The 16140-nt window shown below is 39.3% G+C and carries 16 protein-coding genes and 1 riboswitch; of the genes, 13 read left to right on the forward strand and 3 right to left on the reverse strand.

The features are described from left to right. Window positions 1-286: 286 nt before the first annotated feature. Entirely contained in the window at window positions 287-943 is a 657-nt protein-coding gene (locus ACOMCU_RS25690; RefSeq protein WP_421051931.1) for a potassium channel family protein, read from the reverse strand. A 25-nt stretch (window positions 944-968) separates the two neighbouring features. Continuing rightward, on the reverse strand, window positions 969-2306 hold the full coding sequence (locus tag ACOMCU_RS25695; RefSeq protein ID WP_421051932.1) for a TrkH family potassium uptake protein: 1338 nt from the start codon (window positions 2304-2306) through the stop codon (window positions 969-971). A 170-nt stretch (window positions 2307-2476) separates the two neighbouring features. Beyond that, a riboswitch (cyclic di-AMP (ydaO/yuaA leader) is annotated at window positions 2477-2616 on the reverse strand. A 227-nt stretch (window positions 2617-2843) separates the two neighbouring features. Here ACOMCU_RS25695 and rpsU point away from each other — a divergent pair. The 13 genes from rpsU to recO all read left to right on the forward strand — a co-directional run bounded on the left by rpsU (window position 2844) and on the right by recO (window position 14493). Then, window positions 2844-3017: a 30S ribosomal protein S21 gene (gene rpsU, locus ACOMCU_RS25700; protein ID WP_004227078.1), complete on the forward strand. Its 174-nt coding sequence runs from the start codon at window positions 2844-2846 to the stop codon at window positions 3015-3017. A gap of 415 nt (window positions 3018-3432) precedes the next feature. Further along, window positions 3433-4764 (forward strand): NfeD family protein, encoded by a 1332-nt coding sequence (locus tag ACOMCU_RS25705; RefSeq protein WP_010859918.1) that lies wholly within the window; start codon window positions 3433-3435, stop codon window positions 4762-4764. After that, on the forward strand, window positions 4765-5769 hold the full coding sequence (floA, locus tag ACOMCU_RS25710) for a flotillin-like protein FloA (RefSeq protein WP_010859917.1): 1005 nt from the start codon (window positions 4765-4767) through the stop codon (window positions 5767-5769). 26 nt (window positions 5770-5795) lie between these two features. Continuing rightward, on the forward strand, window positions 5796-6296 hold the full coding sequence (locus ACOMCU_RS25715) for a hypothetical protein (protein ID WP_010859916.1): 501 nt from the start codon (window positions 5796-5798) through the stop codon (window positions 6294-6296). 54 nt (window positions 6297-6350) lie between these two features. Continuing rightward, window positions 6351-6611, forward strand: coding sequence for a hypothetical protein (locus ACOMCU_RS25720; protein ID WP_010859915.1), 261 nt, complete (start codon window positions 6351-6353; stop codon window positions 6609-6611). Continuing rightward, window positions 6601-7713: a sporulation protein YqfD gene (locus ACOMCU_RS25725; RefSeq protein ID WP_421051933.1), complete on the forward strand. Its 1113-nt coding sequence runs from the start codon at window positions 6601-6603 to the stop codon at window positions 7711-7713. The genes ACOMCU_RS25720 and ACOMCU_RS25725 overlap by 11 nt, the downstream gene beginning before the upstream one ends. 2 nt (window positions 7714-7715) lie before the next feature. After that, window positions 7716-8672 carry a PhoH family protein gene (locus ACOMCU_RS25730; protein ID WP_010859913.1) on the forward strand — a complete coding sequence of 319 codons (957 nt, stop codon included), beginning with the start codon at window positions 7716-7718 and terminating at the stop codon, window positions 8670-8672. A 351-nt stretch (window positions 8673-9023) separates the two neighbouring features. Further along, window positions 9024-11144, forward strand: coding sequence for an HD family phosphohydrolase (locus ACOMCU_RS25735; RefSeq protein ID WP_421051934.1), 2121 nt, complete (start codon window positions 9024-9026; stop codon window positions 11142-11144). Window positions 11145-11152: 8 nt separating this feature from the next. After that, complete coding sequence (gene ybeY / locus ACOMCU_RS25740; protein WP_421051935.1) at window positions 11153-11626, forward strand: rRNA maturation RNase YbeY; 474 nt, start codon at window positions 11153-11155, stop codon at window positions 11624-11626. Further along, window positions 11627-11977, forward strand: coding sequence for a diacylglycerol kinase family protein (locus ACOMCU_RS25745; protein WP_010859910.1), 351 nt, complete (start codon window positions 11627-11629; stop codon window positions 11975-11977). Window positions 11978-12219: 242 nt separating this feature from the next. After that, on the forward strand, window positions 12220-12633 hold the full coding sequence (locus ACOMCU_RS25750) for a cytidine deaminase (RefSeq protein ID WP_219363480.1): 414 nt from the start codon (window positions 12220-12222) through the stop codon (window positions 12631-12633). Continuing rightward, complete coding sequence (gene era / locus ACOMCU_RS25755; protein ID WP_421051936.1) at window positions 12620-13537, forward strand: GTPase Era; 918 nt, start codon at window positions 12620-12622, stop codon at window positions 13535-13537. The genes ACOMCU_RS25750 and era overlap by 14 nt, the downstream gene beginning before the upstream one ends. A gap of 161 nt (window positions 13538-13698) precedes the next feature. Further along, a complete protein-coding gene (recO, locus tag ACOMCU_RS25760) occupies window positions 13699-14493 on the forward strand; it encodes a DNA repair protein RecO (protein ID WP_421051937.1) in 795 nt (264 codons plus the stop codon). A gap of 34 nt (window positions 14494-14527) precedes the next feature. On the opposite strand, the gene ACOMCU_RS25765 is transcribed toward recO, so the two are convergent. Then, window positions 14528-15949, reverse strand: a complete 1422-nt coding sequence (locus tag ACOMCU_RS25765; protein WP_421051938.1) for an S-layer homology domain-containing protein — start codon at window positions 15947-15949, stop codon at window positions 14528-14530. Window positions 15950-16140: the final 191 nt, after the last annotated feature.

A 16140-nucleotide genomic window follows, 5' to 3' on the forward strand; every position in this document is an offset into this window, starting at 1 on the left:
GACGACAAAAGGTATTCATAATGGTTTCATGTCACTTTGATGACGTAAATGATCGAGTTCTTCCACATGATAAGCCATGTTCGTTTAGATTTTCGTCTGACGCATAGTCTTAGTCGCCCAACTTTACGTACACGAGTTGATTGGAGCGCAGGCGGCGACTTCTGCATAGAATAGCATGAGCGAAAGACCCCGCAGGAGCATAGCGACGAGGAGACTGAAGCAATGCCCGCGAAAAGAGTCCGCCGTAGTGGAAATCAACGGTTCATATAGATATTTCTATTTTTCTTTATTCTATATTTGCAAATAATGCGAGATCGGATCTATGGCCAATCATCACTAATAAATCTTCCTCTTCGATAATCTGTTCGGGAGATGGAGAAATGATGATTGTTCCTTTTCGAACAATGGCGATGACACTAACATTGTATTTAGCCCGAATGTCTAAATCACGTAAGTTTCTTCCAGCCATCTTAGAAGGAATCATGATTTCTTCTACACTATATTCCTTAGACAATTCAATATAATTTAACATATTAGGGGAGAGGAGTTGATTGGCAACCCGTTCACCCATATCCCTCTCAGGGTAGATAATCCAGTCAGCTCCGACTTTGTCTAACACTTGCCCATGTCTTTTCCCAAGTGCCTTAGCAATTACTTTTTTTATGCCAAGCTCTTTTAGTAATGAAACTGTCAAAATACTAGATTGCATATCGTTCCCTATGGCGACGATGACACAATCGAAATTTGTAATTCCTATGGAGGTTAAAGCCTTTTCTTCAGTCGTATCAGCTACGACCGCATGTGTCACAAAGAATTCAGCATCCTCGACCCTTTCTTCATTAACATCAATCCCTAGAACATCCTGTCCTGCTTCATGTAATCTCCGTGCTACACTTGTTCCAAATCTTCCTAAACCGATTACAGCATATTGTTTTATGGTCATAATAGTCAGCGCTCCTTGCATGTAGTTAACCAATCATGATATTTCCTTTTGGATGTCGATAAGCTTGTGATTTTCTCCGTTTTGTAATAGCGAAAGCAATAGTCAATGGCCCTAATCTACCTGCAAACATGGTAAATATGATGAGTATTCGACCAAAGGGAGTTAATTCAGGAGTTAATCCCATAGAAAGTCCAACTGTACCGAATGCTGAAGTTGCTTCAAATAAATACAGGATAAAGTTGTGACCTTGTTCTGTGATACTAAGCAATATGGTGACAAGTACAACGATAATCATCCCACACATGGTTACCGTCAATGCTTTTAGAATCGTCTCCACTACAATTCTACGTCTAAATAAGACCACATCTTCCTTCCCCCTAATTTGTGACCAGAGCGTGGCTACTAAAACGGCAAAGGTTGTAATTTTAATACCCCCTGCAGTAGAACCAGAACCTCCTCCGATAAACATGAGCAAAATTATTAAAAATAGCGTGGAATGCGTTAAATCACCGATAGAAAGAGTATTTGATCCTGCCGTTCTTGGTGTAACCGCCTGGTAAAACGAACCTAATATTTTCCCCCATTCAGTTAAAGGACCTATTGTTTTGCTATTATCATATTCAAACAAGAAGATTAACAGGGTAGACCCTACTGTTAAAACCATCGTCGTAAACAAAACGATCTTGGAATGTACGGATAAACGTCGAGTATCGCGATATTCATACAATTCATTCATAACGATAAACCCTAACCCACCAATGGTAATAAGTGCACAAATAGTCAAAACAACAAATGGGTCATCTACATAAGCAGTCAGACCTTTAAAACCTCCCATTAAATCAAAACCAGCATTATTAAAGTTGGATATAGAGTGGAAAAAACCAAAATAAATAGCTGTAGCTAATTCCATATCAAATGAAAAGCGAATGGATAAAATAATCCCACCAATTAATTCAATAACTACAGTGAAAATTAGTATTCTTTTAACTAATTTTACAAGTCCAGCTATCGAGATGTTATTAAACGCCTCTTTTAACAGCAGTCTTTCTTTTAGAGAAATCTTTTTTCCTAATAGTAAAAATAAAAACGTTGCAAATGTCATAAAACCTAAGCCGCCAATTTGTATGAGGGCTAGAATAACCAACTCACCAAACGTAGAAAAGGTATCACCAGTGTCTACAACGATAAGCCCCGTTACACATGTTGCAGAGGTAGCTGTGAATAAAGCATCTAAAAATGACAGACCCTTTCCGTCTTCAGTAGCTAGAGGAAGAGTTAGTAAGAGTGCCCCGATAAAAATAATCGTTGCAAAGCCTAGCACAAGAACTTTGGGCGGATTCAGATAGTCCTTAATTTTTTTCATGGTTATCTCCTCATTAATGGACACTAAAAAGCGGATATCCACTCAGTAATCTGTAAAATTATTATTATTTAGTTGTTTATAGGCATAAGAAAAGACCATCGTCTATGTATTTTAGAATGCGGATAATTTAGGCATAACAAATAAGCAAACTAAATACTGGTGGTCTTCATGACCTCCTTCGCTTTAGCCGACGAAGTTAGCTGACGGGTAGGATGGCGAAAGAGTTTCTCATCCCTTCTACAATTTGCAGAATTAACCCCCAAAAAATGGTTCCTCCGTTCCCAATACTGAGATTAGGCCGATATGAAATTGAATGTGATTATTCTACGCCCATATTCTATTTTTTGTAAACCCCTAAGTGTTTAGCTAAAGCATATGTATTTATTCTTGTCCAAACACTGATTATAAATTCTCGAAAATAATTCGAATTCTTTCTATTGACCATTATTAGACAATACGGTATAATTCTTTAGTACACAACAGTTGGTTATTTGCCTATTTGTGTATTGACGTGTGTTCGGAGGGAGGGAAAGAGAGATGTCAAAAACTGTCGTTCGCAAAAACGAATCGCTTGAAGATGCTCTTCGCCGCTTCAAACGTACTGTATCAAAAAGTGGTACAATTCAAGAAGTTAGAAAGCGCGAGTTCTACGAAAAACCTAGTGTAAAACGTAAAAAGAAATCAGAAGCTGCACGTAAACGTAAGTGGTAATTTAATTTCCCATTAAAAATCCCTACGTTCATAACACGCAATCTTATGGTTCACTGAGCAGACAATGATATACCTGGAGTTAATCTTAACGATGATTAATTCCAGGTATTTTACATGTTGCTCTATTTTGCAGTACATATTGCTGAAGCCGAATGAAGTCATCTTTGATTTCATTCGGCTTTTTATTTATCATAGTCGACCGATTGCTACGACCTCCGAAAGTATAACCCCAAAAAAGGTAGTGATTCACCTAACGACATTGGGTTTTTAGCTTAAGTTCATGGAAATCGCAAGGAATTGAAAAACCTCCCACTCATAAACGTTTCACTGTATAATAAAAATAAAAATTTGTGAAACTATTTACAAAGTCAGACGTATATACAGAAGAGAAGCATGTTAGAAGGGAGGGAAAAAGATGCGAAAAAGGAGGATTCTTAGCTATTTAATTGTTATATGGATGACTTTTTTGGTAGCGTTTCCATTGACATCGGCTTTTGCGAGTAGCAAAGTGTACCACGTACCTATTCATGATGAAGTCGAACGAGGTCTTCACGCATTTTTAGAACGAGCTTTTAAAGAGGCAGAGGAAAATTATGCGGAAGCGATCATACTCGACATACATACGCCTGGGGGATTCGTCAATGCAGCAAGTGACATCGCCATGCTTATGGATGCAACGTCTATTCGCACGATTGCTTACATTAACAAAGATGCGCATTCAGCCGGTGCTTTTTTAGCCTTACATGCAGATGAAATCTATATGGTGCCAAATGGTACGATTGGAGCAGCGGCGGTTATTGACTCGGCAGGGAATGCGGCGGATTTAAAGGCGCATAGTGCGTGGCTAGCACAAATGCAAGCGGCAGCAGAAACATCCAATCGTAATCCGCAATATGCCCTAGCTATGGCGGATGCAACTATTGATTTACCAGAGTTTCGAGCAGGTGGCGAAAATTTATTAACATTATCAGCTGCAGAAGCGCGAGAAGTTGGCTATTCCGAAGGCACTGTTTCGAATTTTCAAGAGCTGCTAGTGAAAGTAGATTTAAAAGGTAATGATATTGTACCTATTGAGCCAACCTTCGCTGAAAAGATAGCTCGTTTTATTACGAACCCAATCATTGTACCAATTTTACTGTCGATTGCGAGCTTGGGTCTTATTATGGAGCTGTATTCGCCAGGGTTCGGTGTTCCAGGTATAATGGGATTATCGGCACTGGGATTATTTTTCTTCGGTCATATGGTGGCAGGATTTGCGGGCTATGAAACATTACTTGTATTTATTGCTGGATTAGCGCTTGTCATTGCGGAGTTTTTTGTCCCCGGAGGCATTGTTGGTATTTTAGGTGGCGTGCTTATATTACTTAGTTTGTTACTGGCAGGTGCAAACATGATGCAAATGGTCGTGGCGATTTGCATTGCGCTCGTAGTAGCAATAATAGGAATGGTGATCCTGATGAAATTTTTCGGAAAAAAAATGCATGTTTTTAACAAACTTGTCCTGAAGGATGCGACAACGACGGAAGAAGGTTATGTGTCTAACGTTAATCGTACAGAATTGCTTGGGAAAGTGGGTAAAACGATGACACCACTCCGTCCAGCAGGTACGATGCAGTTTGGTAGTGAGCGTATTGATGTAGTATCAGAAGGTGGCTATGTCGATGCTAGTAAGTATGTAGAAATCATTAAAGTAGAAGGCTCACGCATTGTCGTGAGACCAACAGACAAAGAGATGGAGGAATTATAAATGGGTTTTGATTTAGCTCTAATTGGGCCAGTAGTCGGGCTAGTATTATTATTCATAGTTCTAGCAGTATTTTTTACTTTTGTACCAGTGGCACTATGGATTTCTGCACTAGCAGCAGGCGTACGTGTTAGTATTTTCACATTAATCGGGATGCGTTTACGTCGGGTAATTCCATCACGTATTGTTAATCCGTTAATTAAAGCACATAAAGCAGGTTTACCTGTTACGATTAATCAACTAGAAAGTCACTATTTAGCAGGTGGTAATGTTGACCGTGTTGTTAATGCATTAATTGCAGCGCATCGTGCAAATATTGAGTTATCATTTGAACGTTGTGCAGCCATTGACTTAGCAGGGCGAGATGTATTAGAAGCAGTACAAATGTCTGTTAACCCAAAAGTAATTGAAACGCCATTTATCTCGGGTGTTGCTATGAATGGTATCGAAGTAAAAGCAAAAGCACGTATTACTGTGCGAGCTAACATTGAACGTTTAGTCGGTGGTGCTGGTGAGGAAACAATTGTTGCACGTGTTGGTGAAGGGATTGTATCGACAATTGGTTCTGCTACACATCATACAGAAGTATTAGAAAATCCAGATATGATTTCACAAACAGTACTTTCAAAAGGCTTAGACTCTGGAACAGCTTTTGAAATCTTATCGATTGATATTGCGGATGTTGATATAGGTAAAAATATTGGTGCGGAACTACAAATTGAGCAAGCGCAGGCCGATAAAAACATCGCCCAAGCGAAGGCTGAGGAACGTCGGGCAATGGCTGTAGCAAATGAGCAAGAAATGATTGCGCGCGTTCAAGAGATGAAGGCAAAAGTAGTAGAAGCGGAGGCAGAGGTACCACAAGCGATGGCAGAAGCTTTGCGCTCAGGTAACCTTGGTATTATGGACTACATGAACTACCGCAATATTCAAGCAGACACAGCTATGCGTGACTCCATTTCTAAGGTGAGTTCGGATAAACCAGAGACAAATGAACCGAAAGCATAAAATACGGAAAGGAGCAGTACTACCAAATGGAACAATTAATAATATTTGCGATTATTGCCATAGTCAGCTCTCTTTTCAGTAAATCAAAAAATAACAAAGAACAAAAGCAAATGCCTCCTTTTAATAAGGATGAGCAGCCACAACCGCCTGTCATTATGAAATCAGAGGAGACGAAACCACAACGTCCAACTATGAAAAGGCAGAGTTTTGAGGATTTTGCTCGTGAGTTTTTAGGAAATACGGAGGCGGAACGTCCTAAGGTAGAAGCGCGTGAAGTACATGTAAAGCCAGCGGAAGAAAAAGTGAGAGAACAAATGCCAAGCTATGTGGCGCCTCCGCTTATTCCGACTGAGCCATCAAGTCGTACCTCTAATCGATCAAGTATTGGTCGATTGGCCGCTGGGAAAAAAGAAGTACATGTAGCGGGGACGGAAAAGAATTTTCAGTTACCAACTTCTAAAAAGGCATTTATGCAGGCTGTGGTAATGGCAGAAGTGTTAGGTCCGCCAAAAGCAAAAAGAAAATAACTAGCATGTCCTCCTTTTTTGGCGCATATATTGCCGAAGAAGGAGGCATTTTTTATGAAAAAATTATTTCAATTAACGCCACTACTTGAATTATCACAGTTTGAAACATTAAAAATAATCGGTCCATATCGTTTCTTACATGCAGATGCTACATCCTGTTCCTTTATCTATGCAGATTATCATATTACTGTGCGTGGAAAATCCGTGGATATAAACGCCATCAAAGAAGAAATGCTCCATCTTTCAATTGATGATTTACAAGAACTACATGTAAAAATGACAAAAGATATGGGTGTGAGCGACAATGTGGAATAATCGGCCAATCATCATACGTATAAAGCGCCATGAAAATGTTCATCCTTTTATTCAAACATTGCATGCACAACATGTTCCGTTAAAGCGTGTTGTATTTCGAGAGCAAGAAGTAACATTTGAAACAAATATGCGTTATTTAACAAAGATTCGTCGCATACGTAGCCGTTATCGACTCAAAATGACTGTACATTATGCAGATGAGCTACAGGTTTTTCGAGCGCAGATTTGGACGCTGCTAGGCTTATTTGTAATGATTTTAATACCACTAATATGTGCACAGGTTATTTGGAGTGTGGACATTGAGGCGGCTTCTCCTGAATTACAGCAGCAGGTGGAGGAGACATTCAAAGAGACTTTCAAATTAGAAACGCCTATATCTAAAAAAGTATTACCAACAGATGCAAAGATACGGCAGGAGCTCTTAGAAAAGCATCGACAGCTAGCGTGGGTTCATATTGAAAAACATGGGGGGCGTGTTATTTTACGACCTCAGGAATCTCCAAAGCAAACGGAGCAGACGAACGAAAAATTAGCGACACACTTGGTAGCTACGAAAAGTGGTGTTATTACACATTTTAATGTTCAAAATGGAGAACGGAAAATTTCAGTAAATGATACTGCTTATGACGGTGATGTCCTTGTAAGTGGAGTCCTTGAGAGTGGGGATGACCATGTCTTTGTCGGTGCAAAAGGAGAAGTCTTTGCAGATTATTGGCTTGAATGTTCATTTAAAATTCCGACAAAACTAACTATGGAAACGTTACAACAAAAACAGTGGCGTGTAATAGTAAAGGGCATTCATAAAGAAGAAGTTGATTATGTTCAAAAAAAAGAATTACCAAACTGGCTAGATCCGTACGTTTCAATTGTTGAAGAGCAACAAACAAAGACGATCCAAGTAGTACTGGATGAATCAAAAATAGATTCATTACTCATGCCGCTACTCCATGAAAAAATGTTACGATCTCTTCCTCCGAAAACGATTATCAAGAAAGAAAACCTTTTACAGGCGAAGTGGGTGAATGGTACAGTTGAAGGGAAAGTTCTATTTTTAGTCAATGAAAACATTGCAAGTCCAATACATGGCTCACAAGGAGAATGATTATGTCTGAACATTTAACTGTATTACAAGTGGATAATCCAAACGAAGCGGTGATGCTACTCGGTATTTCTGATGCCAATATGAAATTAATTGAAGAGGCACTACATGTCCATATAATTACGCGTGGTGAACAAATTCAACTCGCTGGTGAGGAAGACGCTAAAGAACAAGCGACATTTCTTTTACAGGCACTCTTAAAAGTTATTCGTAAAGGCATTAATATTGATCAGCGTGATGTAGCGACAGCAATTGAAATGACACAAAAAGGTACAATTGAATATTTTGCAGAACTATACGATGAAGAAATTGCTCGCACGACGAAAGGCAAACCAATTCGTGCGAAAACAATTGGTCAACGTGAATACATACAAGCAATCCGTCACAAAGACGTTGTTTTCGGTATTGGGCCAGCTGGAACAGGTAAGACGTATCTAGCGGTGGTAATGGCTACACAAGCGCTAAAAAATGGACATGTAAAGCGTATTATTTTAACGCGTCCTGCAGTAGAAGCAGGAGAGTCTCTAGGCTTTCTTCCGGGTGACTTAAAAGAAAAGGTGGATCCCTATTTACGCCCTCTATATGATGCATTAAATGACATTTATGGTTCGGAACAAACACAACGTCTTATTGAACGGGGTACGATCGAAATTGCGCCTTTAGCCTATATGCGTGGACGTACATTGGACGATGCCTTCGTGATATTAGATGAAGCTCAAAACACAACGCATCCGCAAATGAAGATGTTTTTAACACGTTTAGGCTTCGGTTCAAAAATGGTCATCACAGGCGATAAAACGCAAATCGACTTACCAAAAAATACGGATTCGGGTCTAATCGTGGCAGAGCGAACGTTAAAGTATGTCAAGTCGATTTATTTCCAAATTTTAGAGCAAGGCGATGTTGTTCGCCACCCAGTAGTAGCAAAAATCATTCAAGCCTACGAAGAACAGCAACTTTAGAATTGCGCAAAAGCGCAATTCTAAAGTCTGCACCGAAAGTGAAGTGAAACGAAACGGCAGGTGCAACGTTATTAAAAGATTGCGCAAAAGCGCAATTCTAAAGTCTGCACGACAGTAGCACCGATTTTTAGTACCGGAAGCGAAGCGGTATGTACACCTAAGTTTGCGCGAAAGGCGAAGCGGAAAATCATGTTAGCAGGCAAATGCTTTCTAAGAGAATTAAGTTATAATTTGGAAAAAAATGTGACAGCTATGCAAAATTGTATAGCTGTTTTTTTGCTTTCTTATACAATTTTCGAGAAAAATGTTTTTTGAATTGGTATGATAGTACATAGATAGAGGAGGTGCCAGATGGAGAAACAACTTCGAAAAATTACTGAGCTTATTGGTTTTCGCTATTTTTTGATTGCCGTTCTCATCTTAACCGGAGCCTTACAGTTTGCATTTATGTATGGCAATGTTAAAGGTGTTACATATGATTTTAAACCATTACAGCTTGCACCAGAAACTGTTCGGTCTACTAAAACAATCGAAGATACAGTTAAGACACAACAAGAGCGAGAAAAAGCAGCAGATGCAGTTACGCCCGTCTATCAGTTTTCAGAGGACGTCGCCAAACAACGCGCCGCTATTGTGACGTCTTTATTTGACTATGTCCTTGAAGTAAAAAAGGATGTTGAGAGCAGTAAAGAACCTGTTGCAATAGTTGACCAAGTAGCGCAACTTCAAAAAAAAATAGAATCCATTGATGTGGATCAAATACCAGTAACTTTTACAGATGGACAGCTAGAAAGTTTATTACTACAAAGCGATACAGATTTAAAGAGAACGAGCACAATGCTATCAAAACTTGTGCAAGATTATTTGCAAAAATCAATTCGTACGGAAAATGTGTTAGCTGCTCAAAATGATCTTGAAACAAAAATTCGTGGGCAGCGAGGCTATCCCGATAAAATATTAAATGCAGTCGTTTTAATCGGGCGTGCAAGTATTGTAGAGAATGAAACGATAAACGAGGAGCAAACAAAAGTCAGAATAGAGCAGGCGAAAGAATCTATTGAGCCTACTCGTATTTTGCAGGGACAAATCATCGTACAAGAAGGCCAAATAATTGATACGGAGGCTTATCGACAACTCGAACTTCTCGGAATGGTAAGTAATAAAGCTTCTTTCAAGCCCATTGCAGGACTAATCATTTTAACCTTCCTACAATTAATATTCATGTATATTTTATTTGAACGCTGGGAAGCAGATGAACAAAAAAAGCGCAATGCACTACTGGTTACAGTAATTGTCTATAGTTTATCGATTCTCTTAATGAAGTTTATTAGCTTAGTGGCAAGTGGTTTTGATGTGACCATAGCATTTTTATTCCCGACAGCATTAGCAACGATGCTAGTGCGATTGTTGGCTGATGATCGGGCCGCAATACTGATTACAGTTATGACAGCCGCTTCAGCAGGCGTCATTTTCCAAGAAGGTTATTCATCCGTGATGCAAATGGAAATTACTCTGTATATTATCTTCGGAGGCTTTGCGAGTCTATTCTTTATGCGTAGTGTCGAAAAACGCTCGCATATTTTACAGGCAGTCGGTGTCATTTCACTTGTAAATATGGCTTTTATTGCATTTTATTTACTCATGACACAGTCGTCATATGGATTTTCTGAGCTATTGTTTTACTTTAGCGCGGCAATATTATCTGCCCTGCTATCTGGTGCGCTCACAATGGGCTTATTGCCATTCTTTGAATCAGCATTTAGCTTATTATCGACCTTGCGTTTAATCGAACTGTCTAATCCAAATCATCCGTTACTGAAAAAATTACTAATGGAAACGCCAGGAACATATCATCATAGTGTCATGGTTGCAAACTTAGCTGAGGCTGCATGTGAAGAAATAGGTGCAGATGGCTTACTTGCGCGTGTTGGATGTTATTATCATGATATCGGAAAAACGAAAAGACCATCTTTTTTCATTGAAAATCAAATGTCCGGTATCAACCCGCATGATTCGATGCCACCAGAAACAAGTGCTGAAATTATTATTGCGCATACGACGGATGGAGCAGAGATGTTAAAACGCTACAAAATGCCACAGGAAATTATTGATATTGCCTTGCAACATCATGGGACGAGTCTGTTAAAGTTCTTCCTGTTTAAAGCGAAGGAAGAAGGCAAAGTCATTGATGAAGCGAAGTTCCGATATCCAGGTCCTAAGCCACAAACGAAGGAAGCAGCGGTTATTAGTGTTGCTGATAGTGTAGAAGCAGCTGTTCGTTCGATGAAGGAACCGAATGCAGAAAAAATTCACAAGCTAGTGAAGGCTATTATTGATGATCGTGTACAGGACAATCAGTTTGATGAATGCGATATTTCAATAAAAGAGTTAAAATGTATAGAGAGAGTTCTTTGCGAAACGTTGAATGGGATTTTCCACTCACGAATCGAATACCCAAAGGCAGATAAGTAGGAGGATCTATGATTTTAACAATTGATTTTACAGATGAAACAAATGAAGTAACAGCGGAACATATGGAACTTGTTGAGAAGCTTTTACAGCATGCGGCGAAAACTGAAAATATTGAACCAGAAACGGAAGTATCTGTTACATTTGTAACAAATGAAGCTATTCGTGAGATTAATCGTGAATACCGTGGTAAGAACCAACCGACAGATGTTATCTCGTTTGCGTTAGAAGAATTAGGCGAGGGCGAAATGGAAGTGACATTTGAAGGGATGCCGCGAATTTTAGGAGATATTATCATTTCAACAGATCGTACGAAAGAGCAGGCTGAGGAATACGGTCATACGTTTGAACGGGAATTAGGCTTTTTAGCGGTGCATGGCTTCTTGCATCTACTTGGCTATGATCATATGGCACCAGCGGATGAAAAAAAGATGTTCGGGAAGCAAGATGAAATTTTACAGTCTTACGGATTAGGACGTGACTAAATGGATGGACGCAAATATATTCGCTCGTTCGTCTTTGCCTTTCAAGGTATTCTAACAGCATGTAAGGAGCAAAATTTCCAATCGCATGTGCTTAGTGCTGGCATTGTCTTGATTGTTGGCTATTTTACTGGTTTATCACGTGTAGAATGGTACGTTGTGTTATTATTAATAGCACTGATGTTTGCTCTTGAAATGATAAATACCGCCATTGAACGAGTGGTGGATTTGGCGTCACCAGCTATACATCCTCTTGCTAAGCAAGCAAAGGATATTGCAGCAGGTGCAGTACTTGTATTTGCTGTATTCAGTGCTATAATCGGTTTACTAATCTTTATACCGAAATGGTTTTAACTTCATTCCGTATTGAAAGAAACACAGGCGAAGCGACAGGACGTCGCTTCGCCTGTGTGACCAACATTGTGTTGGTAAAAGCTTCGAAGAATGGCGTTTTGAGAATGCAAAATAAGGATGTTAGCTATAGAGTACTGGTTGCATACTTTATGCTGATTTAAAACTAGACCATTGGAAGCGGAGCGTCAGCCACGATTATGTCGAGGCGAAATTGATTTTTATGTAGAGGAGAATTAGCGTAGATGACAATTGATATGCATGCTTTATTAGAGGAGTCAAAGTTAGCTCGTGAAAAGGCGTATGTTCCATATTCAAAATTTAAAGTAGGGGCGGCTCTTTTAACGAAAAACGGCGATGTCATTCACGGCTGTAATATTGAAAATGCAGGCTATAGTATGACCAATTGTGCAGAGCGTACGGCATTTTTTAAAGCAGTGTCAGAGGGTATTTATGATTTTGAAGCAATCGCAATTGTCGCTGATACAGATGGCCCTTGTGCGCCATGTGGAGCTTGCCGTCAAGTGATGATGGAGTTTTGCGCGCCAACTATGCCTGTTTATTTAACAAATTTAAAAGGTGATGTTACGGTAACGTCTGTTGGCGAATTACTACCGTTTGCATTCACAACGGAGGATTTAGAGAATGCTGGAAACTAAAACTGGCTACAAGTCAGGCTTTATCTCAATTATTGGACGACCAAATGTAGGGAAGTCTACATTTTTAAACCGAGTAATAGGTCAAAAAATTGCCATTATGAGTGATAAGCCACAAACAACACGAAACAAAGTACAAGGTGTACTAACAACAGACGATAGCCAAATGGTTTTTATCGATACACCTGGGATTCATAAACCAAAGCACAAGTTAGGCGACTTCATGTTAAAGGTGTCTAAAAACACGTTGCGTGAAGTGGACGTAATTATGTTCATGGTTAACGCAGAGCAAAAGCTTGGAAAGGGAGACGAGTTCATCTTAGAGTTGCTAGAAGGTAACTCTACTCCGGTATTCCTAGTGATTAATAAGATTGATCAGGTTCACCCTGATGCTTTAATGGGTATAATAGATAGCTATAAGGAACGCTACGACTTCGCAGAAATAGTGCCGATTTCAGCATTACAAGGAAATAATGTTGAAAACCTATTGGCTACACTAACGAAATATTTGCCAGAAGGTCCGCAATATTATCCAGCTGACCAAGTAACAGACCACCCAGAGCGATTTATTATTTCAGAGCTTATTCGAGAAAAAGTGTTACATTTAACTCGTGAAGAAATACCACATTCGATTGCTGTGGTTATCGAAAAAATACGTCGTGATGAAGAAAATGAAGACAAAATCCATGTGGCCGCGACAATTATCGTCGAACGTGATTCACAAAAAGGGATTGTCATCGGTAAAAGAGGCGCATTATTAAAAGAAGTTGGTATTCGTGCGCGTAAAGATATCGAAATGCTTCTCGGTTCTAAAGTATATCTAGAACTATGGGTTAAGGTGCAAAAGGATTGGCGTAATAAATCAACACATCTACGTGATTTTGGCTTCCGTGATGATGAATATTAACGGTTGTTAGATTCAGTAGAGTTCTCTCATCACCATAGAAGTTGAGCGTAACACTGTTTTTAAGTGTAATGAATTATAGTGTGAAAAGGGGCTGTCCAAATGATGTTTTGGAGAGCTCTATTTTCTTATGGATACACTTAAAGGAAAGGAGGGTGACCTGGTTGCTATATAAATGGGAAGGTATTGTTCTAAAGGCGCGTGCATATGGTGAATCCAACAAAATTGTCACGCTACTAACGCGTGAAGCTGGCAAGGTGGCAACCATGGCACGTGGTGCAAAGAAGCCTTCGAGTAGGTTAGCGGCAGTGACGCAGCCATTCGCACATGGCATGTTTATGGTACAACACCATACAGGTATGGGAACACTGCAACAAGGAGAACATTTGAATTCAATGCGCCATATTCGTGAGGATATTATGGCGACTGCCTATGCCAGCTATATAATGGAGCTTGTTGAGCGTGTAGTGGAAGAAGGGAAGCCGGAGCCGTTTGCTTTTGAAGTGCTGTTACAGGCATTACAGGCCATTGAGGATGGCTATGATCCAGAAGCAATTACGCTGTTTGTTGAATGGAAGATGCTACCTTATACTGGCGTGCAACCTATCTTACATGCCTGTGCCTCGTGTAGTGCGGTAGATGGTGAATTCGCCTTTTCCTTTGCGCAGGGAGGTTTTTTATGTCATCGCTGTTATCAGCATGATCCCTATATTATTCGTTTAACACCTACGCAACTAAAGCTTATACGAATGTTTTATTCTGTACCAATTGATCAAATTGGAAAACTAGAATTGAAGAAGGAAACTAAATATTTTATCAAAAAAATTATAACAACGATTTATGAGGAACAAACTGGAATTCGCTTTAAGACAAAGAAATTTATCGAACAACTGGAAAGAACACCTGAATTACAACCGAGAGCAACTAGTACAAATACAGAAATGCCAGAGGAAGATTAACGTTCCTCTGGCATTTTTTATAATCTACAAGTTGTTAATATGCATCTTTGTCAATATCGTAGTAAGCAGCCCATTTACCTGCGATTTTTAGAAATTCAATGTACAGATAAGTCGTTTCGCCGTTTTTACCAGTTATATGTAAAATGGCTGTCCCTTCTGCTAGAGGAGTAACTTTCAGTGTATTTCCCTCGATTGTCGCTTCTACGGGAACCTTGTATGCTGGATCGGAACCATCGTTTAAATCTTCGAATACGACATTTGTTGGTTCAAACGATAAATCTTCGCTTGTAAAAGATAAATCATTTGAAAGCTCGTAAAGATCGATGCTGCGAACAAAATCATACGTATCCACATCGGCAGCCATTGTTTGTTGTTGTGTACCATTGGTAAATGTCAAAAGATATTGTCCGTTTTCAAAGATGGATAAAGTTGTTGCATTATTTTTGATTTCTAAAGCATATAACGCCGAAGACAAGGTTTGACCATCAGCAGTTTGAATGCTTACTTCCGTTGGTACGAAATCTAAGTCACTTTCCTCTAAGTTTAGAGGCATGTTTTCTATATGGTCCGCTTCATGAACTTCTTCCAAAGTTGTTTGTAATTTTCCATTCACATTTTTAACATGAACTAAGAAAAAGACATCCATAAATTCCTCGGTATCTTCAGTAAAACCAGTAATAACTAATTTACCAGTCCCTTCTTTTAGAGGCTTAATAGTAATCGATTCTGTCATATCTTGCTCTTCGTCCCAAGTGAATAGATCATCTGCTGGCTCGATGCCACCGTAAGAGGCAAAGATATAATCTTGGTTATAGCTGGTTGCATAAATAGTCGTATTGTTTAGAGTGTTTTCAGCACGAACAACAAAAGTAGCCAATTGAGAACGTTTTACATTGTTTTGAGGTCCGAATGTAGTAGGTGTAGTTCCTTTTGTTATGTGATTGGCATAGAGCGTTTGAATATAAGGTTCGTATTCGCTGCCTGCTATGACATCAGTAAAAGGAATATCTGTTATGTCAGCAATCGGTAAATCAAAACCTTTTACAATCATTTTTGACATTTGACCACGTGTAATATTTTTAGTTGGATAGAAATAGCCATTTGAGCCACTGATTATGCCTGCATTTGCTAATGCTGCAATCGCTCCATAGTTCTCATCGCCAGGTTGAATATCCTTAAATTGTGGATTCGTCCCATTGTCAGTATCAAGATGTAGAATGCCAGCCAAAATTTTTGCTGCTTGTGTACGAGTAATGGAATTTGCTGGTTTGAATGTGCCATCTGGGTAGCCAGAAATGATACCGCGTTGTGCTAAGTTAAGAATAGCTTTGCCTTCCTCTGTAGATGCATTGATATCGGGGAATGATGTAGCAGCATATGCTGGAGTAGCTATGACGATAGCGCTTGTTGCTAGAGTTGCGGCCATTGCCATTTGATAAAAACGATGTGTATTCACTTGATTTCCTCCAAAAAAATAGATGTAAATTATAGCACTGCTTGTGATAGTAATTCCGGACGCCTGAAAAGTACGGCGGTATACCATAAAAATGTTAAATTATTGTTTTTCAACATTAAACATTAACTATAATACTTTATTTATATCAAATTGTTGAAGGTGAGAATAGAGGGAATTTTATCCTCTATCAA

Origin of the sequence: Lysinibacillus sp. UGB7 (assembly GCF_049058285.1) — a bacterium.
In the GTDB taxonomy this organism is placed as follows: Bacteria; Bacillota; Bacilli; order Bacillales_A; family Planococcaceae; genus Lysinibacillus; species Lysinibacillus sphaericus_B.

Bases quoted from the DNA above. Each gene is read 5' to 3' on its own strand.
- ACOMCU_RS25690 (WP_421051931.1), bottom strand. From the start codon at position 943: ATGACCATAAAACAATATGCTGTAATCGGTTTAGGAAGATTTGGAACA.
- rpsU (WP_004227078.1), top strand. From the start codon at position 2,844: ATGTCAAAAACTGTCGTTCGCAAAAACGAATCGCTTGAAGATGCTCTT.
- ACOMCU_RS25735 (WP_421051934.1), top strand. From the start codon at position 9,024: ATGGAGAAACAACTTCGAAAAATTACTGAGCTTATTGGTTTTCGCTAT.
- ACOMCU_RS25725 (WP_421051933.1), top strand. From the start codon at position 6,601: ATGTGGAATAATCGGCCAATCATCATACGTATAAAGCGCCATGAAAAT.
- ACOMCU_RS25705 (WP_010859918.1), top strand. From the start codon at position 3,433: ATGCGAAAAAGGAGGATTCTTAGCTATTTAATTGTTATATGGATGACT.
- ACOMCU_RS25715 (WP_010859916.1), top strand. From the start codon at position 5,796: ATGGAACAATTAATAATATTTGCGATTATTGCCATAGTCAGCTCTCTT.
- ACOMCU_RS25730 (WP_010859913.1), top strand. From the start codon at position 7,716: ATGTCTGAACATTTAACTGTATTACAAGTGGATAATCCAAACGAAGCG.
- floA (WP_010859917.1), top strand. From the start codon at position 4,765: ATGGGTTTTGATTTAGCTCTAATTGGGCCAGTAGTCGGGCTAGTATTA.
- ACOMCU_RS25750 (WP_219363480.1), top strand. From the start codon at position 12,220: ATGACAATTGATATGCATGCTTTATTAGAGGAGTCAAAGTTAGCTCGT.
- ACOMCU_RS25695 (WP_421051932.1), bottom strand. From the start codon at position 2,306: ATGAAAAAAATTAAGGACTATCTGAATCCGCCCAAAGTTCTTGTGCTA.
- ACOMCU_RS25745 (WP_010859910.1), top strand. From the start codon at position 11,627: ATGGATGGACGCAAATATATTCGCTCGTTCGTCTTTGCCTTTCAAGGT.
- era (WP_421051936.1), top strand. From the start codon at position 12,620: ATGCTGGAAACTAAAACTGGCTACAAGTCAGGCTTTATCTCAATTATT.
- ybeY (WP_421051935.1), top strand. From the start codon at position 11,153: ATGATTTTAACAATTGATTTTACAGATGAAACAAATGAAGTAACAGCG.
- ACOMCU_RS25720 (WP_010859915.1), top strand. From the start codon at position 6,351: ATGAAAAAATTATTTCAATTAACGCCACTACTTGAATTATCACAGTTT.